Here is a 25,853-nt window from a genome sequence, read left to right as displayed (position 1 = left end):
TGTCCTAGTTGACGACTTCCGGCGGGTTCTCGAAGTACTCCTCGTCCGACCGGGTGTCGCGGTGCTTCTCCAGGTCCAGCGGAGCGTCGGCGCCGTCGCCGCGGAAGCCCTCGGGCAGGTGCGACTTGACGACCTCCAGCGCGGGCCCCTCCCCGACCAGCTCGCGCATGGTGTCGACGACCTTCGCCGCGGCGTCGCGCTGCGCCTGCCGGGTGGTCTCCATGATCACCCTGGCCAGGTGCTCGGGCTCGAGGTCGCGCACGCCCGGCCGGAGCACCAGGCCCGTGGTCGCGCCGTTGGCGCTGACCCGCACCGTGATCTCCCCGTCGGGCGAGCTCGCGGCGCCGCCCACCTCGAGCAGCGCCTTCTCGGTCTTCTGCGCGCTCTTGGCCGCGGCCTGGAGTTTCTCGTCGTATTGCGCCAGCCACTGCTCCGGCTTCATCCCCGGCCCTCCCATGGTCCAACCCGGATCATCGTGTTGGACGGAGCATGTCCCGCGCGGTTCCCCGGCGGGAGTGATTCGGCCAACTCGTTTGCAGGCGCACCCGAGCCCCCCTCGGCAGGCCAGGAGCGCGATAATGCTCCGCGTACGGCGACGCGAGGGGGGAGCTGTGGGCCCGGCGAGCACGGTGTGGCTGATCGCCCGCCGCGAGATCGACGCCCGGCTCCGCACCAGGTCGTTCGTGGTCAGCACGGTCGCCGCCATCGTGGCGCTCGTCGGTCTCGTGCTCATGCAGAGCACCCTGTTCTCCTCCGTCGAGCGCAGCCGGGTCGGCCTCGCGGGCCAGGCCGCCGCGATCGCCACCCCGCTGGTAGCGCAGGCCGGGGCGCGCGGCATCGACGTCGACACCACGACCGTCCCCGACGTGCCCACCGGCGAGGCCATGGTCGACGCGGGCGAGCTGGACGTGCTGGTCAGCGGCGCCCCCGCGGCCCTGCGCGTGGTCGTGCGGGAGGCGCTGGACAACGACATCCGCCAGGTGCTCACCAGCCTGGTGCGCGAACAGGTCCTGCGCGCCGAACTCGCCGCCGTCGAGGACCTCGACCCCGACCGCGTCCTGACGACGGTGGCCGACGCGACGATCGACGTGCACACCATGACGACGCCGGACCCCGCGCGCGACCAGCGCATGGCGGTGGCGCTGATCGTCATCGCCCTGCTCTACATGGCGCTGCTGTTCTACGGGACGATGGTCGCCCAGGGCGTGGTGGAGGAGAAGGCCAGCCGCGTCGTCGAGGTGCTGCTGGCGACCGTGCGGCCGTGGCAGCTCCTGATGGGCAAGGTCATCGGCCTCGGCCTGGTCGGCCTTGCCCAGTTCGCCGCGATCGGCGGCGCGGGCCTGCTGCTGGCGCTGACGACGGGCGTGCTGGCCATCCCGTCCGCCGCGATCGGCACGCTCGTCTGGGGCCTGGTCTGGTACCTGCTGGGATTCCTGTTCTACGCCACAGTGTTCGCCGCAGCGGGCTCGCTGGTGTCGCGGCAGGAGGAGACCTCCGCGGTGCTGCTGCCGATCACGATGGTGCTGGTGGTGGCGTTCGTCCTGGGCTTCGGCCTGCTCTCGCGCTCCCCGTCCGGGACGGCGACGACCGTGCTGTCCCTGGTCCCCCCGCTCTCCCCGGTCATGATGCCGGGCCGCATCGCGCTGGGCGTCGCACCGCTGTGGCAGATCGGGTTGGCGATGACCATGACCCTGGCCGCCGTCGCGGGCCTGGCCTGGCTGGGCGCCCGCGTCTACACCCGCGCCGCCCTGAGCACCGGCCCCCGGATGCGCCTGCGTGACGCCGTGCGGGTGCAGCGGTGAGGCATGGGGAGTCGCGCGGCGGGGAGCGCTCGTGACCGGACCGCCCGCGCGAGCCTGGCGGCCCCGACCGGGGCGCACCCGGGCCCTGGTCGAGGCGGAGCAGGACAAGGCGGCGGGCGGCGCGCACCGGCGGGCGGTGCGCGTCGAGACGGGCGAGACCGCGCGCGGCCACGTGCTGCTCAAGGCATCGGGCGGCGTTGTCCGCGCCTACCTGCGCTGGCGCTCCAACGGCCGATCGGTGGTGCGGGCACTCGGCCCGGTGGACGGCGAGACCAGGATGGCGAACCTGGCGGAAGGCTGGGAACGCGCGCGGGCGGCCGGTCTCGTCGGTGACGAGGTGCGGCCGCCCGGGTCCTGGGCGTCATCGCCAGCGGCGCGCGCCACGATGCGGGCCAACCGGGGGCGCGACACCTTGCCGGAACGCAGGCTGCGGGCGCTGCTGCACCGACGGGGTCTGCGATACCGGGTCTCGTTTCGCCCGCTGCCGGACTTCCGGCGCACGGCGGACATCGTGTTCCCGGGCGCCCGGGTCGCGGTGTTCGTCGACGGCTGCTATTGGCACGGATGCCCCGACCACTACCAGGAGTCGGCGACGAACTCCGCCTTCTGGCGCGACAAGATCGCCACCAACGTGCGTCGGGACCGGGAGACCACCCGGGTGCTCGAAGAGCAGGGGTGGACCGTGGTGCGGTGCTGGGAGCACGAGGAGCCGAGCGTCGCCGCCGAACGGGTCTTCCACGCGCTCGACGAGGCGAACGGCCGGGGGAAACGCTGAACGCGGCCTTACCCGGAGATCTCCCCGTAGCGGTCGAGGGCGACCTTGCGCTCCTCGGCGTGGTCGACGATCGGGGGCGGGTAGCCGGGGGCGTTCCTCGGCTCGTGGACGTCGCCGTCGTGGTGGCGGAGTTCGGGGATGTGGCGGCGGATGTAGGCGCCGTCGGGGTCGAACTTGCGGCCTTGGGTGATGGGGTTGAAGACGCGGTAGAACGGGGCGGCGTCGGTGCCGGAGCCCGCGGTCCACTGCCAGCCGTGTTGGTTGGACGCGAGGTCGGCGTCGACCAGGTGGGTCATGAAGTGGCGGGCGCCCCACCACCAGGGCAGGTGCAGGTCCTTGGTGAGGAAGCTGGCGGTGATCATGCGGACGCGGTTGTGCATCCAGCCCTCGGCCAGCAGTTGGCGCATCCCGGCGTCGACGATGGGGTAGCCGGTCTCGCCGCGGCGCCACGCGGCGAAGCGGGTCCGGTCGGTGTCGTGGCGCAGGGCGTCGAAGCGGGGATTCACGTTGGCGCGCGCGGTCTCCGGGCGGTGCCACAGGAAGTCGGCGTAGAACTCGCGCCAGGCCAGTTCGGTGCGGTAGGCGGTGTCGCGGCGGCCGAGGTCGGCGAGCAGGGTGCGCGGGTGGACGCAGCCCCAGCGCAGGTACGGCGACATGCGGCTGGTCGCGTCGAGGTCGGGGCGGTCGCGGCGGGCGGCGTAGTCGGGCAGGCGCTCGTCGCGGAACGCCTCCCAGGCGGCCATGGCGGCGTGCTCGCCGGGTTCGGGGAGTCGCGCCGAACAGGCGGGCGGGTCGGGCAGACCGCCGTCGACCGGTTCTATCCAGTGCAAAGTGGACGCCGAGGTCTTCGCGGGCGTCCGCCAGCCGTGCTCGGCCCACGCGCGGCTGAACGGGGTGAACACCCGATAGGGCGTCCCGTCCGCCTTGGTGATCCGCCCCGGCGTCACCGCGTACGGCGATCCGGTGCGCACGAATTCCACATCGGACAGTGCATGCTCGACGGCGAGGTCCCGCGTCCGGCCGTACGGTCCCGCGTCCGCCGAGACGTGGACGGACGTGGCGCCGACCGACCGGGCGACCCGGGGCACCACCACCGCCGGGTCGCCGTCGACCACCATGAGACGGCCGCCGAGCTGCTCGTCCAACGCGCGCAGGCAGCCGTGCAGGAACGCCAGCCGGGCCGCCCCCGCCGGAGCGGTCAGTGCCGGGTCGACGACGAACAGGGCCAAGGCGTCATGGCCGCGGTCGGCGGCGGCCAGCAGCGCGGGGTGGTCCCTCAGCCGCAGGTCGCGGCGGAACCAGACGATCGACGGTGGCACGGCGGACAACGCTACCGCCGGACGCGGCGCGGGGCCGCCCCAACGCGGGACGGCCCCGGAAAGGCTCGGGCGCTCAGCGCTCCGAGAGGGACTTGTAGTCGCGGACGGTGTGCCCGGTGTAGACCTGGCGCGGGCGTCCGATCTTGGTGGCGGGGTCGTTCATCATCTCCCGCCAGTGGGCGATCCAGCCGGGCAGGCGGCCCAGGGCGAACAGGACCGTGAAGAACTTCGTCGGGAAGCCCATCGCCCGGTAGATCAGGCCGGTGTAGAAGTCCACGTTCGGGTAGAGCTTGCGCTCGATGAAGTAGTCGTCGGAGAGCGCGTGCTCCTCCAGCTGCTTGGCGATGTCGAGCAGCGAGTCGTCGCCGCCGAGCTTGCCGAGGATGTCGTCGGCGGTGCGCTTGATGATCGCGGCGCGCGGGTCGTAGTTCTTGTAGACCCGGTGGCCGAAGCCCATCAGCTTGACGCCGTCCTCCTTGTTCTTGACCTTGGCCACGAACCGCTCGACGTCGCCGCCGGAGTTGCGGATGCCCTCCAGCATCTCCAGCACCGCGCTGTTGGCGCCGCCGTGCAGCGGGCCGAACAGGGCGTTGATGCCCGCCGAGATCGAGGCGAACAGGTTGGCCTCGGAGGAGCCGACCAGCCGGACGGTGGAGGTCGAGCAGTTCTGCTCGTGGTCGGCGTGCAGGATGAAGAGCAGGTCCAGCGCCTTGACCAGGGCCGGGTCGAGCTCGTAGGTCTCGGCCGGGAAGCCGAAGGTCATCCGCAGGAAGTTCTCCACCAGGCCGAGGGAGTTGTCCGGGTAGAGGAACGGCTGGCCCACGGACTTCTTGTAGGCGTACGCCGCGATGGTCGGCAGCTTGGCCAGCAGCCGGATCGTGGAGATCTCCACATGGTTGGAGTCGAACGGCTTGAGGCTGTCCTGGTAGAAGGTCGACAGCGCCGACACCGCGGACGAGAGCACCGGCATGGGGTGCGCGTCGCGCGGGAAGCCGTCGAAGAAGCGTTTCAGGTCCTCGTGCAGCAGGGTGTGCCTGCTGATCTTGTGGGTGAACTCCTCCAGCTCCGTGCGGGTGGGCAGCTCGCCGTAGATCAGCAGGTAGCTGACCTCCAGGAACGTCGAGTGCTCCGCGAGCTGCTCGATCGGGTAGCCGCGGTAGCGGAGGATCCCCTGGTCGCCGTCGATGTAGCAGATGGCGGATGAGCAGCTGGCGGTGTTGACGAACCCGGGGTCCAGGGTGACCAGGTCGGTCTTGGCGAGCAGCTTGCCGAGATCGATGCCTGAGGTTCCCTCGGTGGCCGGGACCACCTTCATCTCGTGCTCTCCACCGGGGTAGCGCAGGGTGGCGGTCGGCTCGGTGCCGGTGGGCACAGCGGTCCCGTCGGGCATGCAAGTACCTCTCACACTCGGACAGGGCGGTGTCGCGGCCGAGCCGGTGCGGGCCTGGTCCGGTGCGTTCCGCGGCAGGGTCGTCGCCGCGGCGCAGCACCGCCCCGTTGGGGTCCTGAGCCCCCTACGCTAGTGCGCCGCGCCCAATCCGGACACCCGTGAACCCGGCCTACCGGCAGCGTTGGGACACGCATCACAGGGGTTCACGGCGCGTCCGGGCGAGTGGTGAGCTCCAGACCGCCCAACAGCAGGTCGGACAGCGCGGCGAACGCCTCGGCGTCGGAGACTTCCGCGCGCCGTCCGAGCACTCCGGTCTGGATGCCCTCGATGAGCCATCCGGCCATCTCGCCGACCAGGCGGGCGTGCACGTCGCGGAACAGGCCCTCGGCGACGCCCTCCTGGATGAAGGCGCGGATGCGGGCCGCGGCGGCCTTGGCGTTGCGCTCGTAGACGGCCTGGGTGGAGGCGAACGCGGCGACGTCGGCGACGAACCGGTCGGAGGCGGGTTTGAGCTCGTCGGCGGCGGCGTGCAGGTAGGTGGAGATCCGGCCGCGGGCGTCGGCGGCCTCGGCGACGCGCTTCTCCACCCGCTCGGTCGCGTCGCGGAAGAACCGGCTGACGACCCGCCTGGCCAGCTGTTCCTTGCTGGGGGCCAGGGCGTAGAGGGTCGACTTGGAGCAGTGCAGCCGGGCGGCGAGGTCGTCGAGGGTGAACCCGGCGAAGCCCTCCCGCAGGAACAGCGCCAGCAGCTCCGCCAGCACTGCGGACTGGCGGGCGGTCAGCGCGGGCCGGGCTCGGGTCATCTGATCAGCGTCTCACGGTACTCTGGAGCGTCCTAGCGTACTGCTTTCCGTATCTCCCGATCGGAGGACCGCCGTGCCCGCCGAGCGTCTGCTCCCCTCCACCGAGGCCGAGGACCTGCTCAAGCTGACCCGCGAGATCGCGCGGGACGAACTGGCGCCGATCGCCGCGGAGCACGAGGAGGCCGGTCGCTTCCCGCGCGAGCAGTTCCGCCTGCTCGGCCGCAGCGGCCTGCTGGGCCTGCCGTACCCGGAGCGCTGGGGCGGAGCGGCGCTGCCCTACGAGGTGTACCTGCAGGTCCTGGAGGAGATCGCCACCGCGTGGATGTCGGTCGGCGTGGGCCTGTCGGTGCACACGATGTCCTGCTACGCCCTGGCCGGGCACGGCACCGACGAGCAGCGCGACCGCTTCCTGCCGGACATGCTCGGCGGCGACCTCCTGGGCGCCTACGCCCTGTCGGAGTCGCACGCCGGCTCCGACGCGGCGGCCCTGTCCACCCGCGCGACCCGCGACGGCGACGACTACGTCGTGAACGGCACCAAGGCGTGGATCACCCACGGCGGCGCGGCGGACTTCTACACCACGATGGTCCGCACGGCCGACACCGGCGCGAAGGGCATCAGCTGCCTGCTGGTCCCCGCAGGCACCCCCGGCCTCTCGGCGGCCCCGCCCGAGCGCAAGATGGGCCTGACCGGCTCGACGACGGCCCAGATGCGCTTCGAGGGCGCCCGGGTGGCTGCCGACCGGCTGCTCGGCGCCGAGGGCGAGGGCCTCAGGATCGCCCTGACCTCGCTCAACTCCGGACGGCTCGGCATCGCCGCGTGCGCGGTCGGCCTCGCGCAGGCCGCGCTGGACGAGGCCGTGGCCTACGCCAAGGGGCGCAGGCAGTTCGGCAGGGCGATCATCGACTTCCAGGGCATGGAGTTCCTGCTCGCCGACATGGCCGCGGCCGTGGAGTCGGCGCGGGCGACGTACCTGGAGGCCGCGCGGCGGCGCGACCGAGGACTGCCGTTCGTCCGCCAGGCCTCGATCGCCAAGCTGGTGGCGACGGACGCGGCGATGAAGGTGACCACCGACGCCGTCCAGGTCCTCGGCGGCGCGGGCTTCACCCGCGACTTCCCGGTGGAGCGCTACATGCGCGAGGCGAAGGTGCCGCAGATCTTCGAGGGCACCAACCAGATCCAGCGCGTCGTCATCGCCCGGGAGCTGAAGTCCGCCTGAGCTACGACCCCGACAGGCTGTGGTTGATGAGGAACACCGCGGCCACGATGATCGGGACGACGACGAGCGCCCAGACCAGGATCAGCTTGATCATCCGCAGCTGCACCAGCTGCAGGTAGCCCACCTGCAGCTGGGCGGCCTCGATGGACTCCGCCGAGCGGATCCGCGCCTCCCAGTGGCGCACGGTCTCCGGCGGCGTGCCCCCCGTGTACGCGGAGTGCAGCGGGATCTGGGGGGCGGTCTCGTCGGCCATGGGCGGCATTGTGACAAGCGAGGGGGCCGGATGGGCCCGGAACGACGACGCCCGCCCGGTGCGGCCACCGGGCGGGCGGTCTCGGCTCAGCCCTCCCGGTAGTACGGGTCCACCGTGACGCCGCGGCCGGCGGCCTCGTCGTAGGTGTAGACCTCGCGGCCGCCGACGAAGACGCGCAGGGCGCGGCTCATGACGTCGAGCGGGTCGCCCGACCACACGACCACGTCGGCGTCCAGGCCGGGGGCCAGCGCGCCGACCCGGTCGTCCAGGCCCAGGATCTCCGCCGGGTTCACCGTGATGGAACGCAGGCCCTCGGCCGGGTCCAGGCCCTCCTTGACCGCAAGCGTCACCTGGTGGACCAGGAAGTCGATGGGGATGACCGGCGCGTCGGTGGTGATCGCGATCTTCACGCCAGCGCGGGCGAGGATGCCGGGGTTGCGCAGGTGGCGGTTGCGCAGCTCGACCTTCGACCGGGTGGTGAACAGCGGGCCGATGATCACCGGGATGCCCCGCTCGGCGATGGTGTCCGCCAGCAGGTGGCCCTCGGTGCCGTGGTTGAGGACGAGCTTGTAGCCGAACTCGTCGGCCAGGCGCATCGCGGTGGCGATGTCGTCGGCGCGGTGGGCGTGCTGGCACCAGGGCGTGGTGCCCTCCAGCACGGCGGCCAGCGCCTCCATCGTCAGGTCGCGCTCGAAGGGCTTGCCCTCCTCGGCGGCGTGCGCGCGCCGGGCGATGTAGTCCTGCGCCTTGGTCAGCTGCTCGCGGATGACCGCGGCCACGCCGAGGCGGGTCGACGGCATGGTCTTCTTCTCGCCGTAGACGCGCTTGGGGTTCTCGCCGAGGGCGCTCTTCATGCTGACCGCGTCGCGGATCAGCATGTCGTCCACGGTGCGGCCCCAGGTCTTGAGCGCCACGGTGTGCCCGCCGATGACGTTGCCCGAGCCGGGCTTGACGACACAGGTCGTCACCCCGCCCGCGAGCGCGTCCCGGAAGCCCTCGTCGGCCGGGTTGACCGCGTCGAGGGCGCGCACCTTGGCGGTGACCGGGTCGGTCATCTCGTTGGTGTCCTGCCCCGCCCAGCCCTCGGCCTCCTCGTGCACGCCGAGGTGGCCGTGCGCTTCGACGAAGCCGGGCAGCACCCACTTCCCCGCCGCGTCGACGATGGTCGCGCCCTCGGGGATCTCGACGTCCGCGCCGACCGCGACGATTTTGCCGTCGTCGATCAGCACCGTTCCCCCGTCGATCGGCTCGCCGACCACGGGGACCACATATCCACCAGTTACTGCGATCGTCACACCCAGAACCTTAGCAAGGCGAAATACCCCAGGTCCCGGTCCAGGTGTCCCCCGGCCCGATCTCGATCAGGTCCACGCCGGAGTTGAGCGCGTCCGGCGGGCAGGTCATCGGCTCGACGGCCACCGCGCGGCCGTCCGCGCCGGGGAACTCCGGCGGGGTGAACACCTGCACCCAGCCGAACACCGGCTCGGCCCAGACCAGCACGCCGCCGTCGTCGCCGCGCAGCCAGTGGCGGACGACGCCGTCCGCGTCGGGCACGCAGCCGCCGAACGCGTCGTCGAGCCGCAGCGTCCGCAGCTCGGCGCCCTCGGCCAGGGCGGGGTCGATCGGCTCCTCGCCGGTCACCGGCACCATGCGCTCGGGGTCCAGCGGCAGGTGGGTGGTGGCGGCGAGCTTGAGCACGCACGTGTCGGCGTCGGACTTGCCCGGCCGGGGGTACGGGTGCGTGCCGACCCCGAACGGCATGGTCTCGGTCCCGGTGTTGACCACGTCGTGCGTGACGCGCAACCCGTGCTCGTCCAACGCGTACATGATCGCCGTGCGGAACGGGTACGGCCAGCCGGGCCGCTCCCCCACCGCCACCTCCAGGCGCACAGACGACGCCGTGTGCCCGACGACGGTCCACTCCTCGTGCCGCACCAGGCCGTGGATCGCGTTGCCCCGGGCGGGCTCGGTGACCTCCAGCTCACCGCCGCGCCACCGCGCGCCCGCGACCCGGTTGGGCCAGGGCACCAGCACCGACCCCGACCCCAGCGGCGGCGTCGCGTCCTCGGGGAACGTCTCGGTGTAGCCGACCCCCGCGACGGAGAACTCCCGCAGCGTCGCGCCTCGGGTGGTGACGACGGCCCGCGCGTCGTCGCGGGTGATCACAAGCTGCTCGCCCATGGGTGCGTCCATGTGCCGACACATTACGGTGATCACGTCCGGTTTTCCCAGGCAGCGCAACCTTTTCGGGTTAACGGTGCGGCCCGGCGCAGGAGAGCGGGTCGACGTGCAGGGTCACCCCGTCCAGGCGCGGGAGCGCGTCGCGGAGGCGGTGCTCGGCGGTGACGGCGATCGCGTGCGCGGCCACCAGGGTGGCGTCGTCGTCGGTGACGATCACGGCCTCGGCGAACTGGCGGTGCCCGACCCACCGCAGCCGGACGGAGTCCACGCCGCGCACGCCCGGCGCGGTGGCCAGGGCGACCTCGGCGCGCTCCACCATGGCCGGGTCGACGCCGTCGAGGAGGCGGGCGAACACCTCGCGGGCGGCCTCGCGCAGCACCATCGCGATGAGCACGGCCATGCCCATGCCGATGACCGGGTCCGCGTACGGGATGCCCAGCCACGCGCCGAGCGCCGCGCCGACCACGGCAAGGCTGGTGAACCCGTCCGTGCGGGCGTGCAGGCCGTCGGCGACCAGCGCGGCCGAGCCGATCTCCCGCCCGACCCGGATGCGGTAGCGGGCGACCCACTCGTTGCCGAGGAAGCCGACGACCCCGGCCACGGCCAGCAGCGGCAGGTGCTCGACCGGGCGCGGGTCCAGGACGCGCGCCACCGCCTGGTAGCCCGCGGCGACGGCGGACGCGGCGATCAGGCCGACCACGACCAGCCCGGCGAGGTCCTCCGCGCGGCCGAGGCCGTAGGTGAAGCGCTTGGTCGCGGCCCGCCTGCCCAGCAGGAACGCGACCGCGAGCGGCAGCGCCGTCAGCGCGTCGGCGAGGTTGTGGAGGGTGTCGCCGAGCAGGGCGACCGAGTCGGTGACGACCACCAGCGCCGCCTGCGCCAGCGCCGTGGCCAGCAGCACGGCGAAGGAGACCTTCAGCGCCCGCATGCCGCGCCGACTGGTCTCCAGGGCCGGATCGGTGCGATCGTGCCCATGCCCGTGTCCGTGCCCGTGGCCATGTCCCATGGGCAGGGACGATACCTGCATACCTAGTCGATTGTGAAGGTGTTGTGCACTCGGCATCGAGGGACCACCACGCGCGGACCGGCGAGCCCACCGACGACCAGGTGGACACGGCGGTGGGCGTGTTCGCGATGCTGTCGGACGCGACCCGGCTGCGCATCCTGTGGGCGCTGCGCGACGGCGGCGAGCGGGACGTCACGACGCTGGCCGACCTGGCCGGGGTCGGGCCGACCAGCGCCAGCCAGCACCTGACCAAGCTGCGGCTCGCCGGGCTCGTCGCGACCCGCAAGGAGGGGCGCAGGGTGTTCTACCGCGCCCGCGGCTCGCACCTGCGCAGGCTGCTCGACGAGGCCCTGTTCCGGGCCGACCACGAGACCTCCGGCCTGCCCGACGACGACTAGGCGACCTTCTCCGGGTCGAACCGGTACCGCCAGAACGAGGGCACGGCCGCCACCGCCACCACGGTCAGCACCACGGTGAGCACGCCGCCCGCGGTCGCCGCGAGCGCCGGGCCGACGGCCGCGCCGCCCCAGCCGTGCAGCAGGTCGGCGATGCGCGGGCCGCCCGCGACGACCACGGTGAACACGCCCTGCATGCGCCCGCGCATCTCGTCGGTGGCCTCGGTCTGCAGCATCGAGCTGCGGTGCACGGCGCTGATCAGGTCCGCGCCGCCGCCCAGGGCCAGGAACACCGCGGCGAGCCACAGCGAGGACGTCAGTCCGAACGCGGCGACCGACAGTCCCCACGCGATGATCGCGACCGTGATCACCGCGCCCTGCCGGGTCAGCCGGGAGAACCAGCCGGAGAACAGGCCGAACAGCGCCGAGCCCAGCGGGATCGCGGCGAACAGCCAGCCCAGCGCCAGCCCGCCGCCGGGCGGGTCGCCGAAGACCCGCTCGGCCATCTCCGGGAACAGCGCGCGGGGCATGCCAGCGACCATCGCGATGACGTCGACCAGGAAGCTGACCAGCAGCAGCTTGCGCGCGCTGAGGTAGCGGAAGCCGTCGGCGATGTCGCGCAGCCCCGCCCGCCGCGACGCGCCCTCGCCCGGCTCGATCGGCGGCAGCAGGCACACCATCACCAGCGCCAGCACGAGCGCGACACTGTCGATCAAGTACAAAGTGGACAGTCCGAGCAGCGGGATCAGCGCGCCAGCGGCCAGCGGGCCGAACACCATGCCGAAGGTGAACGTGGTGAAGCTCAGCGCGTTCGCGGGCGGCAGCAGCTCCGGCGGGACCAGCCGCGCCACGGCGGCGCTGCGCGTGGGCATGTTGACCGCGACGAACGCCTGTTGCAGTCCCAGCAGCGCGAGCACGACCCACACCGAGTCCATGCCCACGAACGCCTGCAACCAGAACAGGCCCGAGGTCACGGCGACGCCGGTGTTGCTGATGATGAGCACCCGCCGCCGGTCGAACGCGTCGGCGATGGCCCCGCCCCAGAGGCCGAACACCAGCAGCGGCACGAGCCCGACCGCGCCGGTGAGCCCGACCCACGCCGAGGACCCGGTGAGGTCGTAGATCTGCTTGGGCACCGCGACGGCGGTGAGCTGGCTGCCCACCGCGGTGATCGCGGTGGACATCCACAGCCTGCGGTAGTCCCGGATGCGCAGCGGGCGCGTATCAATCAGCGCCCTGCCGAGGAAACCGCGCGGGCGCTCTTTCAGGGTCACAGGTCGTTAGCTTAGGTCAGCTAACGACCTGTCCGCCTGTGATTTAGGGCCCGAGCCGCTCGACCTTCCAGCCGTCGCGGGTCAGCTTGAAGCGCAGCCGGTCGTGCATGCGGTCGCGGCGGCCCTGCCAGAACTCGACGACCTCGGGCTGGATGCGCCAGCCGCCCCAGTGCGGCGGCACCGGCACGGTCTCGGCGTCGGCGAAGCGGCGCTCCACATTGGCCAGCGCGGCCTCCAGCGCGGGGCGGCCGCTGACCACGATCGACTGCGGAGACGCCCAAGCGCCCAGCTGCGAGCCGCGCGGGCGCTTGGCCCAGTAGGCGGCGGTCTCCGCGGCGCTGACCTTCTCGACGGTCCCGCGCACGGTCGCCTGGCGGTGCAGGCCGTACCAGGGGAACGTCGCCGATGCGTAGCGCGCCGCCATCAGGTCGTGGCTCTTGGCGGAGGTGTAGTTGGTGAAGAAGACAAGACCCCGGGCGTCGAGGCCCTTGGCGAGCACGGTCCGTGACGACGGCATCCCATCGGCCCCCGCGGTGGCGAGCACCATCGCGTTCGGCTCGGCCAGCCCGGCCCGCTTGGCCTCGTCCAGCCAGAGCTGCAACTGCTCGTGCCAGGTGTCGGCGAGCTCGGCCTCGCTCAGCGCTCCGGTCTCGTACGAGACGCGCATGCTCGGCAGTTCCAGCGTGATGTCCGCTACGTCAGGGCCGTCCGCCATCGGCTTCTCCATCCAGGTGGGGGGTCACCACACGTGCGGCCGACGGTACGGGTATTCCAGGTGAACGGAAACCGCCCAGACGGTGACACCGCCCACCTCCCCCGACCGGGGGGAGCTGGATCGTTCCACTGGATCGTGACCGAAGACACCTGCGTGAACGATTGCTAACCTCACGCGCGGGGAGCAAGGTGTTCGGCAGCCGTGCGGAGCCGCCTTCGGCGACCCTGGTATGGGCGGGAACCGCGCGAGCACAGTCGGGGCTTGGCGCGAAAGGCGGACCCATGCACAGTGCGGTGCACACCGAACCCAAAGCGGACGACGGCTTCCGTCCGGGGCTGGAGGGCGTGATCGCCTTCCGCACGGAGATCGCCGAACCCGACCGCGACGGCGGCGCGCTGCGCTACCGCGGAGTGGACATCGAGGACCTCGCGGGCCGCGTCACGTTCGGTGACGTGTGGGCGCTGCTGGTCGACGGCCGCTTCGGCTCCGGCCTCCCGCCCGCCGAGCCGTTCCCCATCCCGGTCCACTCCGGCGACGTCCGGGTGGACGTCCAGGCTGGCCTGGCCATGCTGGCCCCGATCTGGGGCTACCAGCCGCTGCTGGACATCACCGACGACGAGGCCCGCGACCAGCTCGCCCGCGCGTCGGTCATGGCCCTGTCCTATGTGGCGCAGTCCGCGCGCGGCATCCACCAGCCCGCGGTGCCGCAGCGGCGGGTCGACCAGTGCCGCACCATCACCGAGCGCTTCATGACCCGATGGCGCGGCGAGCCCGACCCCGCCCACGTGAAGGCCGTCGACGCCTACTGGGTGTCCGCCGCCGAGCACGGCCTCAACGCCTCCACCTTCACCGCCCGCGTGATCGCCTCGACCGGAGCGGACGTCGCCGCGTCGCTGTCCGGCGCGATCGGCGCGATGTCCGGCCCGCTGCACGGCGGCGCGCCCGCGCGCGTGCTGCCGATGATCGACGCCGTCGAGCGCACCGGCGACGCCCGCGCGGTCGTGCGCGGCATCCTCGACCGCGGCGAGCGGCTGATGGGCTTCGGGCACCGGGTGTACCGGGCCGAGGACCCGCGTGCCCGCGTGCTGCGCCGCACCTGCCAGGAACTCGGCGCGCGCCGCTACGAGGTGGCCGCCGCGCTGGAGCAGGCCGCCCTCGCCGAACTGCGCGAGCGCCGCCCCGACCGGGCCATCGAGACCAATGTGGAGTTCTGGGCCGCGGTGATCCTGGACTTCGCCGAGGTTCCGCCGCACATGATGCCCGCGATGTTCACCTGCGCCCGCACGGCGGGCTGGTGCGCGCACATCATGGAGCAGAAGCGCACGGGCAGGCTCGTCCGCCCGGCCGCGTCCTACGTCGGCCCCGGCCCGCGCACCCCGGACCAGGTCGACGGCTGGGCCGCCGTCACCCCGCTTTCATAGAAAGGCCGTCGGTCTTATCGGATTGCTTTATGACCGACAATTCCTCCCATGCTGCAGACCACTGAACACGCCCTGCTGCGCCGCGTCGCGGTCGAGCAGGCCGAGAGCCGCGCGCCCTCCGTCACCGCCGGTGTCGTGCGCGACGGCGGGCTTGCCTGGTTCGGCGCGCGCGGGAAGGTCGACGGGCTGGCCCCGTCGGCCGACACGCAGTACCGGATCGGGTCGATCACCAAGACCTTCGTGGCGGTGCTGGTCATGCGGCTGCGCGACGAGGGCAGGCTCGACCTCAACGACCCGCTCGACAAGCACGTGCCCGGCACGTCGTTCGGCGAGGTCACCATCGCCCAGCTGCTCGCGCACACGGCGGGCCTGACCTCGGAGTCGCCGGGGGCGTGGTGGGAGCGGGCGCCGGGGGCCGACTGGCGGTCGCTGGAGCAGAGCCTGGCCGAGAACGCGCTGCGGCACCGCTCCGGCGCGCGGTTCCACTACACGAACGTGGGATACGGCGTGCTCGGCGAGCTCGTGGCCCGGGTGCGCGGGTGCTCCTGGTTGGAAGCGCTGGAGGCGGAGATCCTGCGGCCGCTGGAGATGACCCGCACGACCCCGATGCCGCAGGCCCCCGCCGCGCCGGGCTGGGCCGTGCACCCGTTCGCCGACGTGCTGCTGCCCGAGCCGACCCCGGACGCGGTGGCGATGGCGCCAGCGGGCCAGCTCTGGTCCACGCCGAACGACCTGGCCAGGTGGACCCGCCTGATCGCGGGCGACAGCGGCGGCGTGCTGCACCCGGACACCGTGGCCGAGATGCGCGAGCCCGCGCACATCGACGACGCCGACGAGTGGACCGCCGGCTACGGCCTCGGCCTGCAGGTCCTGCGCGTCGGCGGGCGGCGGCTGGCCGGGCACGGCGGGTCGATGCCCGGCTTCCTGGCGATGGTCCTGGCCGACGAGCGCACCGGGACCGGCGCGTTCGTCACCGCCAACTCCACCTCGGGCGTCGCGGTCAGCACGGTGGCCCTCGACCTGATCAACATCATCGAGCAGCACGAGCCCGCGCTGCCCGCCGAGTGGTCGCCGATGGCCGACCACGACCCCGCGCTGCTGGCGCTGACCGGCCTCTGGCACTGGGGCCCGACGCCGTACGTGCTCAAGCTGCTCCCCGACCGCTGGCTCAACCTCGCGCCGGTGACCGGCCGGGGCCGCCAGTCGCGGTTCCGCCCGGCCGGTCCCGACAGGTGGACGGGCCTGGACGGCTACTACGCGGGCGAGACGCTGGAACTGCACCGCGACGCCGAGGGCGCTCCGTCGCACTTCGACCTGGCGACCTTCATCTTCACCCGGGAGCCGTATGGGACGCCGGACGCCATCCCCGGCGGGGTGGACGAGAAGGGCTGGCGGTCGGGCATCAGCTAGAGGTGCGAGACTGGTCACCGCCGCCGCCAACGTCGCCGGGGTGACCAGTACATCGCATGCGAAAGGCGCCACGATGACCCAGACCGCCGACCCGAGCACCCTGGAGCTGCCCGCCGAGCTGCGCCCGTCCGACGGCCGCTTCGGCTGCGGACCGTCCAAGGTCCGCCCCGAGCAGGTGGCGGCGTTGGCCTCGGAGGGCGCGCGGCTGCTGGGCACCTCGCACCGGCAGAAGCCGGTGAAGTCCCTGGTCGGCCGGGTGCGCGCGGGCCTGCGCGAGCTGTTCTCGCTGCCGGAGGGCTACGAGGTCGTCCTCGGCAACGGCGGCACCACCGCGTTCTGGGACGCCGCGGCGTTCGGCCTGGTGCGCGAGCGGTCCCAGCACTTCACCTACGGCGAGTTCTCCGCGAAGTTCGCCAAGGTCGCCAAGGGCGCGCCGTTCCTGGCCGACCCGATCGTGGTCTCCGCCGACCCGGGGAGCGCCCCGGCGATCACCCACACCGAGGGCGCCGACCTGGTCGGCTGGGCGCACAACGAGACCTCGACCGGCGTGGCCGTCCCGGTGTCGCGGCCCGCAGGCTCCGACGGCGCGCTCGTGGCCGTCGACGCCACCTCGGGCGCGGGCGGGCTGCCGGTGAAGGCCGAGGACTTCGACGTCTACTACTTCGCCCCGCAGAAGTGCTTCGCCTCCGACGGCGGGCTTTGGCTGGCGCTGATGAGCCCGGCCGCGCTGGAGCGCGTCGCCGAGATCGGCGCGTCGGACCGGTGGGTGCCGGAGTTCCTGTCGCTGCCCGTCGCGCTGGACAACTCCCTCAAGGATCAGACGTACAACACCCCCGCGGTGTCGACGCTGTTCCTGCTGGCCGAGCAGATCGACTGGATGCTGGCGCAAGGCGGCCTGGAGTGGACCGTCGCCCGGACCAAGGACTCGTCCGACCGGCTGTACGGCTGGGCCGAGAAGACCGAGTACACCTCGCCGTACGTGGCCGACCCCGCGCACCGCTCGCAGGTCGTGGGCACCATCGACTTCGCCGACTCGGTGGACGCCGCGACCGTGGCCAAGGTGCTGCGGGCGAACGGCGTCGTCGATGTCGAGCCCTACCGCAAGCTCGGCCGCAACCAGCTGCGGGTGGCCATGTTCCCGGCCATCGAGCCCGCCGATGTGACCACCCTCACCCGGGCGATCGACTGGATCGTCGAGCGCGTCGCTTGATATTCCCCCTGCCCGTGCCCCCATTAGGGGGTGCGGGCGGGGCGGCGGATACGGCAAGATCACAAGAGGATGTCACGGGGATCGCGGCGCGCCTAGCGCGTCAGGGCACTTCGCCGATTTACCGTGGGACGCTGACGAGTGATGTCTGCTCACGTCGTACGGGAGGGTCGCGATGCGCGCGCTGCGGGTCGTCGGACTCGCCGATGGCGGCAAGACCGTCATCTGCGAGGACCCGGCGCGCGGTGAGCGCTTCACGCTCCCGGCCGACGAGCGGCTGCGAGCGGCGGCCCGCGGGGACGTCACCCGACTCGGCCAGATCGAGATCGAGCTGGAGAGCCAGATGCGTCCTCGCGAGATCCAGGCCCGCATCCGCGCGGGCGAGTCCGTCGAACAGGTCGCCGAGGCAGCGGGCATCCCCACCGCCAAGGTCGAGCGGTTCGCCTACCCCGTGCTGCTGGAGCGCTCGCGCACCGCTGAGCTGGCCCAGCGCGCCCACCCGGTCCGCGAGGACGGGCCCGACCTGCAGACCCTGGGTGAGATCTGCCTGCACGCCTTCACCCTCCGCGGCCAGGACTACACGGCGGCGGTGTGGGACTCCTGGCGCGGCGAGGACGGCAAGTGGATCGTGCAGCTGTGCTGGCAGGCGGGCCGGTCGGTCAACCGCGCCCACTGGGCGTTCCACCCCGGCGCCCACGGCGGCACGGTCCAGCCGCTGGACGAGCACGCCCACGACCTGCTGGACCCCCAGCCCGCCCGTCCGCTGCGCACGGTGCGGCCGGTGACGGAACTGGCCCAGGCGGCGCTGAACATCGACCCTGCGCTGCTGCCGCCACGCCCGGAGCCCGCGGCGATCGAGGCGGCGTCCATCGAGGCCGCCTCGATCGAGGTCAGCGACCTGCCGGTGGCCCCGGTGACCCGGCCGGAGCCGCCGGTCGCCCCGGTGACCCGGCCGGAGGCGCCGGTCGCCCCGGTGATGCGGCCCGAGCCGCCGGTCGCCCCCGTGGTCCGGCCCGAGGCGCCGGTGCGCGCCCCTGCCGCGCGTGAGGCGTACCCGGCCGAGCCGCTGGCAGGCGAGCCCGAGGCGGCCGAGCCCGCAGCGCAGGAGTCCGCGGCCTCCGTGGTCGAGCCCGCAGCGGCCGAGCCGGACGGGATCGACCCGGCGGCCCGCGAGCACCAGGACTTCGTCGAGGACTTCGAGCTGACGGCCCCGGTCGACCCCGCGGCGGCCGACCAGACCGCGTTGATCGACGAGCCCGCGCGCAAGGCCGAGCCCCCGCGCCGGGCCAAGGGCAAGAAGAACCGCCCGATCGTCCCCTCGTGGGAGGACGTCCTGCTCGGCACCCGGTCCAACCGCGGCTGACGACACCGCACCGACGACACCGGCGCGGTTGGGATGACGACATCATCCCAACCGCGCCGTTCGCGTCATCCGATGCTCGCATCCTCCGGATGTTGTGACCATATGACGTCATCATCGGGATGATGACGTCATATGGTCTGATCATCTGAAGGTCAGCCCACGCGCCAGAGGGCGGGGACGTTCGGGGGCTCCCAGCCGGGCTGGGCGGTGTGGGCCTGGAGGCACACGTAGCCGCTGCCGCCGTAGGTGACCCGGGCGCCTGCGGAGTACGCCGTACCCACCGCCCACGTGCCGCCGCCGGGCGGGTTCGACGTCGTGGTCGTGGGCCTGGTCGTCGGGCCCGTGGTCGGCGTCTGCTGGACGTTCAGGACGAAGTCGAACGTCGCCTCCCGCCCGCCGCCCGCGTTGCGGACGTTCATCAGCAGCCGGGGGTCGAACAGCGAGTCCGTGTTGTTGCGCGGCTCGCCCGGGAAGTACAGCTGCGTGGTCAGGATCGGCCTGCCCGGCGCCTGCGCCTTCACGTGGATGTGCCGCGTGCGCCCCGGGTAGAGGCCCGGCACGATCGTGGTCAGGTGGAAGGCGCCGTTGGCGTCGGTGAACTGGTGGCCGCGGAAGCGGTAGGTGACGTTGTCGTACGCGCCCGCGTTGTCGGCCTGCCAGAAGTCCAGGAGGACGTTGGCGATCGGCTGGCAGGCCAGGCCGAAGACGTAGCCGCTGACGGTGAGCCGGGTGCCCGCGCCGTCGCTGACCATCGAGTTGCGCCTGGGCGAGTTCGGCTTGAAGTAGGGGCCCTCCATCTGCGGCGGCGTCGGGTCGTCGCCGTCGTCGCACATCGGGGTGGGTTCGGGGGTCGCGCCGTCCGGCAGGGTACGGGCCAGCGCGGGGGCCGCGACGAACGCCGCTGGCACGGCGACGCCCGCGGCCAGGGCGGCGCGCAGCACCGTCTTGCGGCTGAGATTGCGGTCTTCCATTCCGACTCCTTGTTCGGGACTTGCTCCCGAAACTACGAACCCGGCCAGGGCGCGACGATGGACTAACCCGGCTGGTCGTGGTGAAAACCGTGGGTGCCGTTCCCACGTCGGAAGTCACCGGGGCTGCATCCGGTCTCGCGGCGGAAGAACCGGCAGAAGTACGCCGGGTCGCCGAACCCGACCCGGGCGGCGACCTGCCGCACGGTGAGGTCGGTGCGGGCGAGCAGCCGCTTCGCCTCGTGGACCCGGGTCTCGCGGACCAGTTCCGACGCCGGTCGCCCGGTCGCGGCCTTCACCGCCTGCGTCAGGTGCCCCGGCGTCACGCCGATGCGCTCGGCGTAGGCGCGCACGGACCACAGCTGCGAGCCCGCGCGCAGCCGGGCGAACTCCTCGGCGACCGAGCCGGTGCGGGCGGGCGGGGCCACCCTGGCGGCCCGGGCGGCGCGCACCACCAGCACGTGCAGCAGGGAGCGCAGCACCGTGTCCGAGCCCTCGGCCCCCGCCTGGTACTCGGCGTGCATCTCGGCGATGAGCCGGACGGCGTCGTCGGGGGCGTCCAGCCACGGCCTGCCGCTGAGGGCGCGCAGCACGCCCCGGTCGGCGGGGTGGTCGAGCAGGAAGTCGTCGGTGAACAGCACGACGTGGCCGTCGAGGCCGCGCGCGTCCCAGTGGTGCACCTGGCCGGGGGCGATGACGCACAGGTGCGGCGGCCGCAGCTCCCAGCGGGCCAGGTCGACCACGTGCGCGCCCCGCCCGCTGGTGACGAGCACGATCTCGTGGAAGGTGTGCCGGTGCGGGAAGTCCGCGCGCGACATCGGGCCGATGGAGTCGAACGTGCCGATGGCGAACGGCAGGTCGCCGGACACCTCCAGCCGGTGCATGGGCAGCACGCCCTCGCGTCGCGCCTGACAGGGCGTTCCCTGCGGCACCGTGGTTCCGCGCATCATCCCTCCCAAGGTCCAGACCAATCCACGATGGCACGGGCCCGGCGTCTTGGGAACGCGATGTGATCAGCTCTCGGCGGGCGGCACGGCGTCGAGCAGGGCGATGTCCCAGCCCTCGTGCTCCAGCCAGTCCTCGGCCTCCTCGCGGGTCACCCACTCGGCGCCCGCGGGCCTGCCCCTGCCGAGCCTGTCCCAGCCGTCGGGGGCCAGCACGTGCAGACGGGCGGCCCGCAGTGCCAGCAGGCGCCCCTGCGGGAAGGCCATGGTCGGTTCGGTGCGCAGGAACCGCACCGGCTCCGGTCGCGTCATGCCCCAAGGGTAACCCCTGTCCACAGTGGAGCACTTGACCTCCAGCGCGGTGCAGGTCGGAAACTCGGATGACGACGCACGCGACCAGGCGTAACGTCGAAGGCCGACTGCCTGGGGGGAGCCACATGGAGAGCGAACCGAAACGCGGCGGCCTGGCCTCGATCGCGCGGCTGGGCCCCTACCTGCGCCCGGTCCGCGGCCGGGTCATCGGCTCGGCGGTCGCCGTGCTCTGCTCGATGATCTGCGGGCTGACGATCCCGCTGGTCATCCAGCGCATCCTGGACGGGCCGGTGGCCACCGGCGACACCGGCGGCCTGGTCTGGCTGGTGGCCGCGGTCGCCGCGCTCGGCGCCACCGAGGCCGCGCTGTTCTTCACCCGCCGCAGGCTCATCGCCGGGCCGAGCACCCGGGTCGAGGCGAACCTGCGCGCCGACCTGTACGCCCACCTGCACCGGCTGCCCATCGCCTTCCACGACCAGTGGCAGTCCGGGCAGCTGCTGTCGCGCGCGGTGTCGGACCTGTCGACGATCCGCCGGTTCATCGCGTTCGCGGGCATCTTCCTGGTGGTCAACACCCTGACCATGGTCATCGGCCTTGGCGTGCTGTTCTTCCTCGACCCGGTGCTGGGCGCGATCACGCTGGCCTGCGCGCTGCCGCTCATCGTCATCTGCACGCGCTTCGAGTCGAAGTACTCCGTGCTCTCCCGCCGCGCCCAGGACCAGGAGGGCGACCTGGCCACCACGGTCGAGGAGTCGGCGCTGGGCATCCGGGTGCTCAAGGCGTTCGGCCGGGGGCCGGAGCTGGCCCGCCGCTTCGCCGCGCAGGCCCGCGAGCTGCGCGGCACCGAGCTGGCCAAGGTCCGGGTGCTCGCGCTGCTGTGGGGCGCCATCATCATGCTGCCCGAGCTGGGCATCGCCGCCCAGCTGCTGGTCGGCTCGCTCGGCATCGCCAACGGGACCATGACGGTCGGCACGCTGGTCGCGGGCATCACCGTCGCGGTGTTCCTGCGCTGGCCGGTGGACTCGATCGGCTGGCTGCTGGCCGAGACCAACCAGACGGCGACGGCGGCGGAGCGGTACTGGGAGGTCCGCGACGCCGAGGTCACCATCACCGACCCGGACTCCCCCAAGCACCTGCCCGCCGACGGCGCTGGCCTGCTGCGGTTCGAGGACGTGCGCTTCGCCTACCCCTCCGGCGCCGAGGTGCTGGCCGGGGTGGACCTGGAGGTGCGCCCGGGCGAGACGGTCGCGCTGGTCGGCCCCACCGGTTCCGGCAAGACGACGCTGACCGCGCTGGTCGCCCGCCTGGCCGACGTGACCGGGGGACGCGTCACCGTCGACGGGGTGGACGTGCGCGACCTGCCGCTGGCCGAGCTGCGCACCGCGGTGGCCACGGCGTTCGAGGAGGCGGTGCTGTTCTCCGCCAGCGTCGCCGAGAACGTCCGGCTGGGCGCGCCCGAGGCCTCCGACGACGACGTGCGCACCGCGCTGCGGATCGCGCAGGCGGAGAAGTTCGTCGACGGCCTGCCCTGGGGCCTGGACACCCGCATCGGCGAGCAGGGCCTGTCGCTGTCCGGCGGCCAGCGGCAGCGGCTGGCGCTGGCCCGCGCGGTCGTCGGCAGGCCGAAGGTGCTGGTGCTCGACGACCCGCTGTCCGCGCTGGACGTGCAGACCGAGGCCGAGGTCGAGCACGCGCTGCGCAGCGTGCTCTCGGGCGTGACGGCGCTGGTCGTCGCGCACCGGCCCAGCACGGTCCAACTGGCCGACCGGGTCGCGCTGCTGGAGGGCGGCCGCATCACCGCGGTCGGCACGCACACCGAACTGCTGGCGGCCAACCCGGCCTACCGGGCCCTGCTGTCCACTCTGGACAACGAACGGACGAGCGTATGAGCACGCCGGAAGAGGAGTGGCGCGGCGTCGCCGCCGAGGACACCGAGAACCTGACCCAGCGCGCGACGCTGCGGCTGCAGAAGCGCTCGCGCGCCCTGCTGGGCCAGCTGATCCGCCCGCACCTGGGCGCGACCGTGCTGGCGCTGGTGCTCGTCGTCGCCGAGAACCTCGCCTCGCTGGCCGGTCCGCTGCTCATCGCCGCGGCCATCGACAACGGCATCCCGTCGGCCATGGGCGGGGACGCCACGACGCTGGCCTGGTGCGTGGGCGGCTACCTGGCGGCGGCGACGGGCTCGGCCGGGCTGCGCTACGCGTTCCTGCGGCTGTCCGGGCGCATCGGCCAGGACCTGCTGCTCGACCTGCGGCAGCGGATCTTCCGGCATGCGCAGCGGCTGTCCCTGTCGTTCCACGAGTCCTACACCTCCGGGAAGGTCATCTCCCGGCTTACCAGCGACGTCGACTCCCTGGACGACCTGCTGGAGAACGGCGTCGACGGGCTGCTGTCCGCGGCGCTGTCGGTCACCGGCATCGCGGTGCTGCTGCTGGTGCTGGACGCGCCGCTGGCGCTGTTCGTGCTGGCCGGGTTCATCCCGCTGCTGCTGGCCGCGCGCTGGTTCTTCCGCAACTCCAACGCCGCCTACCGCAACACCCGGGGCGCGATCGCCAAGATCATCGTGCAGTTCGTGGAGACGATGAACGGCATGCGCGCGGTGCAGGCGTTCCGCCGCGAGGCCCGCAACGAGTCGATCATGGCGGGGCTCAACGACAGCTTCCGCAGGGCCAACCACCGCGCGCTCGACGTCGTCGCGGTCTTCACCATGACCGTGCGGCTGGTCGGCAACATCAGCCTGGCCGTGGTGCTGCTGATCGGCGCGTGGCGGGTCGTCGGCGGCGGGCTGGAGCTGGGCGTGCTCACCGCGTTCCTGCTGTACCTGCGCCGCTTCTACGACCCGCTCGACGACATGGCGATGTTCGCCAACGCGTACTCGGCGGCCACGGCGGCGCTGGAGAAGATCTCCGGCGTGCTGGAGGAGGAGCCGGACGTGCGCGAGCCCGCCGCGCCGGTGGCCCTGCCGCCGTCGGCGCTCGGCCGCGCGATCACCTTCGACAGCGTCGAGTTCCGCTACACGCCGACCGGGCCGGTGGTGCTGCCGGAGTTCGACCTGGCCATCCCGTCCGGCCAGACGGTGGCGCTGGTCGGCCCGACCGGGGCGGGCAAGTCGACGCTGGCCAAGCTGGTCGCCCGGTTCTACGACCCCACGGCGGGCGCGGTCCGCCTCGACGGCGTGGCGCTCACCGACATCGCCGACGCCGACCTGCGCCAGGCGGTCGTCATGGTGACGCAGGAGAACTTCCTGTTCGCGGGCTCGGTCGCCGACAACATCGCCCTGGGCAAGCCGGACGCGACCCGCGCGGAGGTCGAGTCGGCGGCCGGGGCGGTGGGCGCGCACGAGTTCATCTCGCGCCTGCCCGACGGCTACGACACCGACGTCCGCAAGCGCGGCGGCAGGCTCTCGGCAGGCCAGCGGCAGATGGTGGCCTTCGCCCGCGCGTTCCTGGCCGACCCCACGGTCCTGGTGCTGGACGAGGCCACGTCCAGCCTGGACATCCCGACCGAACGGGCGGTGCAGGGCGCGCTGGAGTCGGTGCTGGCCGACCGGACGGCGCTGATCATCGCCCACCGGCTGTCGACGGTGCTGATCGCCGACCGGGTCCTGGTGATCGACGACGGCCGGGTGGTCGAGGACGGCTCCCCCGCCGACCTCATCGCCGGGTCCGGCCGCTTCGCCGCCCTGCACACCCGCTGGCGGGACTCGCTGGTCTAGCCGAAGACGATGAACGGCAGGGCCACCCAGCCCGCGCCGATGCCGCCCGCGACGCCGAGGGCGACCCAGCGCCAGATCGGCACGCCCCTGGTCAGCCACACCGACGGGAGCAGGCCCGCGGTCACCACGACGTTGGCGCCCACCGCGAGCAGCGGGGACGTCTCGTCGAGCGTGGCCGACAGCGTCCCGACGGCGAACACGACCAGGGTGAAGGCGAAGGCGGCGACCAGCAGGCCGGTGGCCCACGGCGTGGGCTCCGGCGGCGGCGGCTGCTTCTCCTGGGTCACCGGCGGGGCGAGCACCGCGACCTCGCCGGAGAGCGGGTCGACGTAGCTGACCTGGGTGTTCATCGCCTCGGCGACGCGGGCGGCGAGCTGGCGGCCGCGCCGGGAGACCACGGCGGCCGCCGACTCCGCCTCCGTGCGCCCGACCGCGCCCGCCACCCTGGCCCAGTCCCGCAGATCGGCGGTGAGGTCCGCGCCCAGCGGCAGGGTGTCCGGGTCGATCTCCCGGTCATCGCCGACGAGCACGGCCCGCTCATCCCTGGCGCGCAGTTCCACCCCGGGCTCCTTCGGTGAGTGCGTAGAACGCGACCGCGCCCGCGGTCGCCACGTTGAGCGAGTCGACGGCGCGCGACATCGGGATGCGCACGGCGGCGTCGGCGGCGGCGATGGCCGCCTCGGTCAGGCCGGGGCCCTCCGAGCCCAGCAGCAGCGCCACCCGCTCGCCGCCGACGGCGACTTCGGACAGCGGGACCGCGTCGGCGCGCGGGGTCAGGGCCAGGACGCGGAAACCGGCCGCCCGCAGCCGGTCCAGCCCCGCTGGCCAGTCATCGAGCGGCGCGAACGGGACGGCGAGCACGTGTCCCATGGAGACGCGGACGCTGCGCCGGTACAGCGGGTCGCTGCAGCCCGGGCCCAGCAGGACGGCGTCGACGCCGAGGGCGGCGGCGTTGCGGAACAGCGCGCCCAGGTTCTCGTGGTCGCCCACGCCCTCCAGGACGGCGATGGTGCGCGCGGTGGCCAGCAGGTCGGGCAGCGGGACCGGCGCGGCCCGGTCGGCGGCGGCGAGGACGCCGCGGTTCAGGTGGAAGCCGACGGTCTCGGCCATCACCTCCGCGCTCGTGGCATACGCCGGGATGTCGCGGTCGGCCAGGTCCGGAGCCAGCGCCTCGATGCGGCGCGGGACGCCGAGCAGGGCGCGCACGGGGTAGCGGGAGGCGAGCAGGCGCTGCACGACGACCACGCCCTCGGCGATCACCAGGCCGCGCCCGCCGGGCCGGTCCGGCCTGCGGTCGGCGGTCGTGAGGTCGCGGAAGTCGTCCAGCCTGGGGTCCGCTGGGTCCGCCACCTCGATCACCTGCGCCACCCGCGCAGTGTCG

Annotated in this window: 25 protein-coding genes; 10 read left to right on the top strand and 15 right to left on the bottom strand. The window is 73.0% G+C overall.

The features are described from left to right. Positions 1–4: 4 nt before the first annotated feature. Positions 5–442, bottom strand: coding sequence for a YbaB/EbfC family nucleoid-associated protein (locus tag Actkin_RS02685; protein ID WP_258905734.1), 438 nt, complete (start codon positions 440–442; stop codon positions 5–7). A 169-nt stretch (positions 443–611) separates the two neighbouring features. Between Actkin_RS02685 and Actkin_RS02680 the strand changes: the two genes are divergently transcribed. Further along, entirely contained in the window at positions 612–1,802 is a 1,191-nt protein-coding gene (locus tag Actkin_RS02680) for an ABC transporter permease (protein ID WP_258905733.1), read from the top strand. A gap of 31 nt (positions 1,803–1,833) precedes the next feature. Next, positions 1,834–2,577, top strand: coding sequence for a very short patch repair endonuclease (locus tag Actkin_RS02675; protein WP_309569105.1), 744 nt, complete (start codon positions 1,834–1,836; stop codon positions 2,575–2,577). Positions 2,578–2,585: 8 nt separating this feature from the next. Here Actkin_RS02675 and Actkin_RS02670 read toward each other — a convergent pair whose 3' ends face one another. The 3 genes from Actkin_RS02670 to Actkin_RS02660 form a co-directional block, all read right to left on the bottom strand. After that, positions 2,586–3,905, bottom strand: coding sequence for a cryptochrome/photolyase family protein (locus Actkin_RS02670; protein ID WP_258905732.1), 1,320 nt, complete (start codon positions 3,903–3,905; stop codon positions 2,586–2,588). Between the two features lie 64 nt (positions 3,906–3,969). Then, complete coding sequence (locus tag Actkin_RS02665) at positions 3,970–5,286, bottom strand: citrate synthase (protein ID WP_189208585.1); 1,317 nt, start codon at positions 5,284–5,286, stop codon at positions 3,970–3,972. 203 nt (positions 5,287–5,489) lie between these two features. Further along, a complete protein-coding gene (locus Actkin_RS02660) occupies positions 5,490–6,089 on the bottom strand; it encodes a TetR/AcrR family transcriptional regulator (RefSeq protein WP_189208586.1) in 600 nt (199 codons plus the stop codon). Positions 6,090–6,162: 73 nt separating this feature from the next. Between Actkin_RS02660 and Actkin_RS02655 the strand changes: the two genes are divergently transcribed. Then, on the top strand, positions 6,163–7,308 hold the full coding sequence (locus Actkin_RS02655; RefSeq protein WP_258905731.1) for an acyl-CoA dehydrogenase family protein: 1,146 nt from the start codon (positions 6,163–6,165) through the stop codon (positions 7,306–7,308). A 1-nt stretch (position 7,309) separates the two neighbouring features. On the opposite strand, the gene Actkin_RS02650 is transcribed toward Actkin_RS02655, so the two are convergent. From Actkin_RS02650 to Actkin_RS02635, 4 genes are all read right to left on the bottom strand, one after another. Next, entirely contained in the window at positions 7,310–7,561 is a 252-nt protein-coding gene (locus tag Actkin_RS02650; protein WP_258905728.1) for a hypothetical protein, read from the bottom strand. An 86-nt stretch (positions 7,562–7,647) separates the two neighbouring features. After that, complete coding sequence (locus Actkin_RS02645; protein ID WP_189208589.1) at positions 7,648–8,856, bottom strand: amidohydrolase; 1,209 nt, start codon at positions 8,854–8,856, stop codon at positions 7,648–7,650. Positions 8,857–8,866: 10 nt separating this feature from the next. Continuing rightward, positions 8,867–9,742, bottom strand: a complete 876-nt coding sequence (locus Actkin_RS02640) for an aldose 1-epimerase family protein (protein WP_258905727.1) — start codon at positions 9,740–9,742, stop codon at positions 8,867–8,869. Positions 9,743–9,812: 70 nt separating this feature from the next. After that, positions 9,813–10,748, bottom strand: coding sequence for a cation diffusion facilitator family transporter (locus Actkin_RS02635; protein ID WP_258905726.1), 936 nt, complete (start codon positions 10,746–10,748; stop codon positions 9,813–9,815). 44 nt (positions 10,749–10,792) lie between these two features. Between Actkin_RS02635 and Actkin_RS02630 the strand changes: the two genes are divergently transcribed. Then, complete coding sequence (locus tag Actkin_RS02630) at positions 10,793–11,146, top strand: ArsR/SmtB family transcription factor (RefSeq protein ID WP_229786484.1); 354 nt, start codon at positions 10,793–10,795, stop codon at positions 11,144–11,146. Here the strand turns inward: Actkin_RS02630 and Actkin_RS02625 are convergent. Continuing rightward, complete coding sequence (locus Actkin_RS02625) at positions 11,143–12,417, bottom strand: MFS transporter (RefSeq protein WP_258905724.1); 1,275 nt, start codon at positions 12,415–12,417, stop codon at positions 11,143–11,145. The genes Actkin_RS02630 and Actkin_RS02625 overlap by 4 nt on opposite strands. A gap of 43 nt (positions 12,418–12,460) precedes the next feature. Then, entirely contained in the window at positions 12,461–13,132 is a 672-nt protein-coding gene (pdxH, locus tag Actkin_RS02620) for a pyridoxamine 5'-phosphate oxidase (protein WP_189208592.1), read from the bottom strand. A gap of 281 nt (positions 13,133–13,413) precedes the next feature. Between pdxH and Actkin_RS02615 the strand changes: the two genes are divergently transcribed. The 4 genes from Actkin_RS02615 (at position 13,414) to sepH (ending at position 18,533) form a co-directional block, all read left to right on the top strand. After that, positions 13,414–14,553, top strand: coding sequence for a citrate synthase 2 (locus tag Actkin_RS02615; RefSeq protein ID WP_189208593.1), 1,140 nt, complete (start codon positions 13,414–13,416; stop codon positions 14,551–14,553). Positions 14,554–14,601: 48 nt separating this feature from the next. Then, on the top strand, positions 14,602–15,963 hold the full coding sequence (locus Actkin_RS02610; protein ID WP_258905722.1) for a serine hydrolase domain-containing protein: 1,362 nt from the start codon (positions 14,602–14,604) through the stop codon (positions 15,961–15,963). Between the two features lie 73 nt (positions 15,964–16,036). After that, positions 16,037–17,173 (top strand): phosphoserine transaminase, encoded by a 1,137-nt coding sequence (serC, locus tag Actkin_RS02605; protein WP_258905721.1) that lies wholly within the window; start codon positions 16,037–16,039, stop codon positions 17,171–17,173. A gap of 172 nt (positions 17,174–17,345) precedes the next feature. Continuing rightward, positions 17,346–18,533 (top strand): septation protein SepH, encoded by a 1,188-nt coding sequence (sepH, locus tag Actkin_RS02600; protein ID WP_258905720.1) that lies wholly within the window; start codon positions 17,346–17,348, stop codon positions 18,531–18,533. A gap of 152 nt (positions 18,534–18,685) precedes the next feature. Here the strand turns inward: sepH and Actkin_RS02595 are convergent, their stop codons facing one another. The 3 genes from Actkin_RS02595 to Actkin_RS02585 all read right to left on the bottom strand — a co-directional run bounded on the left by Actkin_RS02595 (position 18,686) and on the right by Actkin_RS02585 (position 20,757). After that, a complete protein-coding gene (locus tag Actkin_RS02595; protein ID WP_189208597.1) occupies positions 18,686–19,504 on the bottom strand; it encodes a dioxygenase family protein in 819 nt (272 codons plus the stop codon). A gap of 62 nt (positions 19,505–19,566) precedes the next feature. Further along, positions 19,567–20,448 (bottom strand): helix-turn-helix transcriptional regulator, encoded by an 882-nt coding sequence (locus tag Actkin_RS02590; RefSeq protein WP_189208598.1) that lies wholly within the window; start codon positions 20,446–20,448, stop codon positions 19,567–19,569. A 66-nt stretch (positions 20,449–20,514) separates the two neighbouring features. Further along, on the bottom strand, positions 20,515–20,757 hold the full coding sequence (locus Actkin_RS02585) for a hypothetical protein (protein WP_229786485.1): 243 nt from the start codon (positions 20,755–20,757) through the stop codon (positions 20,515–20,517). 125 nt (positions 20,758–20,882) lie between these two features. Between Actkin_RS02585 and Actkin_RS02580 the strand changes: the two genes are divergently transcribed. Both Actkin_RS02580 and Actkin_RS02575 read left to right on the top strand, forming a co-directional pair. Further along, entirely contained in the window at positions 20,883–22,646 is a 1,764-nt protein-coding gene (locus tag Actkin_RS02580; RefSeq protein WP_189208599.1) for an ABC transporter ATP-binding protein, read from the top strand. Further along, on the top strand, positions 22,643–24,472 hold the full coding sequence (locus tag Actkin_RS02575; RefSeq protein ID WP_258905718.1) for an ABC transporter ATP-binding protein: 1,830 nt from the start codon (positions 22,643–22,645) through the stop codon (positions 24,470–24,472). Before Actkin_RS02580 ends, Actkin_RS02575 begins: the two co-directional genes overlap by 4 nt. Here Actkin_RS02575 and Actkin_RS02570 read toward each other — a convergent pair. Together Actkin_RS02570 and Actkin_RS02565 are read right to left on the bottom strand one after the other, a co-directional pair. Beyond that, complete coding sequence (locus Actkin_RS02570; RefSeq protein ID WP_258905717.1) at positions 24,469–25,032, bottom strand: DUF2537 domain-containing protein; 564 nt, start codon at positions 25,030–25,032, stop codon at positions 24,469–24,471. The two genes, Actkin_RS02575 and Actkin_RS02570, sit on opposite strands and share 4 nt — an antisense overlap. Beyond that, entirely contained in the window at positions 25,010–25,840 is an 831-nt protein-coding gene (locus tag Actkin_RS02565; RefSeq protein WP_258905716.1) for a TrmH family RNA methyltransferase, read from the bottom strand. Before Actkin_RS02565 ends, Actkin_RS02570 begins: the two co-directional genes overlap by 23 nt. Positions 25,841–25,853 lie beyond the last annotated feature (13 nt).

It is taken from the genome of Actinokineospora sp. UTMC 2448 (genome assembly GCF_024760565.1).
GTDB classification, from domain to species: domain Bacteria; phylum Actinomycetota; class Actinomycetes; order Mycobacteriales; family Pseudonocardiaceae; genus Actinokineospora; species Actinokineospora fastidiosa.
The sequence above is the reverse complement of the archived record's forward strand: the minus strand, read 5'-3'. Positions and strand labels throughout refer to the sequence as shown.

Coding starts and splice junctions, on each gene's coding strand:
- Actkin_RS02685 (WP_258905734.1), bottom strand. CDS start 442: ATGAAGCCGGAGCAGTGGCTGGCGCAATACGACGAGAAACTCCAGGCC.
- Actkin_RS02665 (WP_189208585.1), bottom strand. CDS start 5,286: ATGCCCGACGGGACCGCTGTGCCCACCGGCACCGAGCCGACCGCCACC.
- Actkin_RS02660 (WP_189208586.1), bottom strand. CDS start 6,089: ATGACCCGAGCCCGGCCCGCGCTGACCGCCCGCCAGTCCGCAGTGCTG.
- Actkin_RS02650 (WP_258905728.1), bottom strand. CDS start 7,561: ATGGCCGACGAGACCGCCCCCCAGATCCCGCTGCACTCCGCGTACACG.
- Actkin_RS02640 (WP_258905727.1), bottom strand. CDS start 9,742: ATGGGCGAGCAGCTTGTGATCACCCGCGACGACGCGCGGGCCGTCGTC.
- Actkin_RS02635 (WP_258905726.1), bottom strand. CDS start 10,748: ATGGGACATGGCCACGGGCACGGACACGGGCATGGGCACGATCGCACC.
- pdxH (WP_189208592.1), bottom strand. CDS start 13,132: ATGGCGGACGGCCCTGACGTAGCGGACATCACGCTGGAACTGCCGAGC.
- Actkin_RS02615 (WP_189208593.1), top strand. CDS start 13,414: ATGCACAGTGCGGTGCACACCGAACCCAAAGCGGACGACGGCTTCCGT.
- Actkin_RS02610 (WP_258905722.1), top strand. CDS start 14,602: ATGCTGCAGACCACTGAACACGCCCTGCTGCGCCGCGTCGCGGTCGAG.
- serC (WP_258905721.1), top strand. CDS start 16,037: ATGACCCAGACCGCCGACCCGAGCACCCTGGAGCTGCCCGCCGAGCTG.
- sepH (WP_258905720.1), top strand. CDS start 17,346: ATGCGCGCGCTGCGGGTCGTCGGACTCGCCGATGGCGGCAAGACCGTC.
- Actkin_RS02595 (WP_189208597.1), bottom strand. CDS start 19,504: ATGGAAGACCGCAATCTCAGCCGCAAGACGGTGCTGCGCGCCGCCCTG.
- Actkin_RS02590 (WP_189208598.1), bottom strand. CDS start 20,448: ATGCGCGGAACCACGGTGCCGCAGGGAACGCCCTGTCAGGCGCGACGC.
- Actkin_RS02585 (WP_229786485.1), bottom strand. CDS start 20,757: ATGACGCGACCGGAGCCGGTGCGGTTCCTGCGCACCGAACCGACCATG.
- Actkin_RS02580 (WP_189208599.1), top strand. CDS start 20,883: ATGGAGAGCGAACCGAAACGCGGCGGCCTGGCCTCGATCGCGCGGCTG.
- Actkin_RS02575 (WP_258905718.1), top strand. CDS start 22,643: ATGAGCACGCCGGAAGAGGAGTGGCGCGGCGTCGCCGCCGAGGACACC.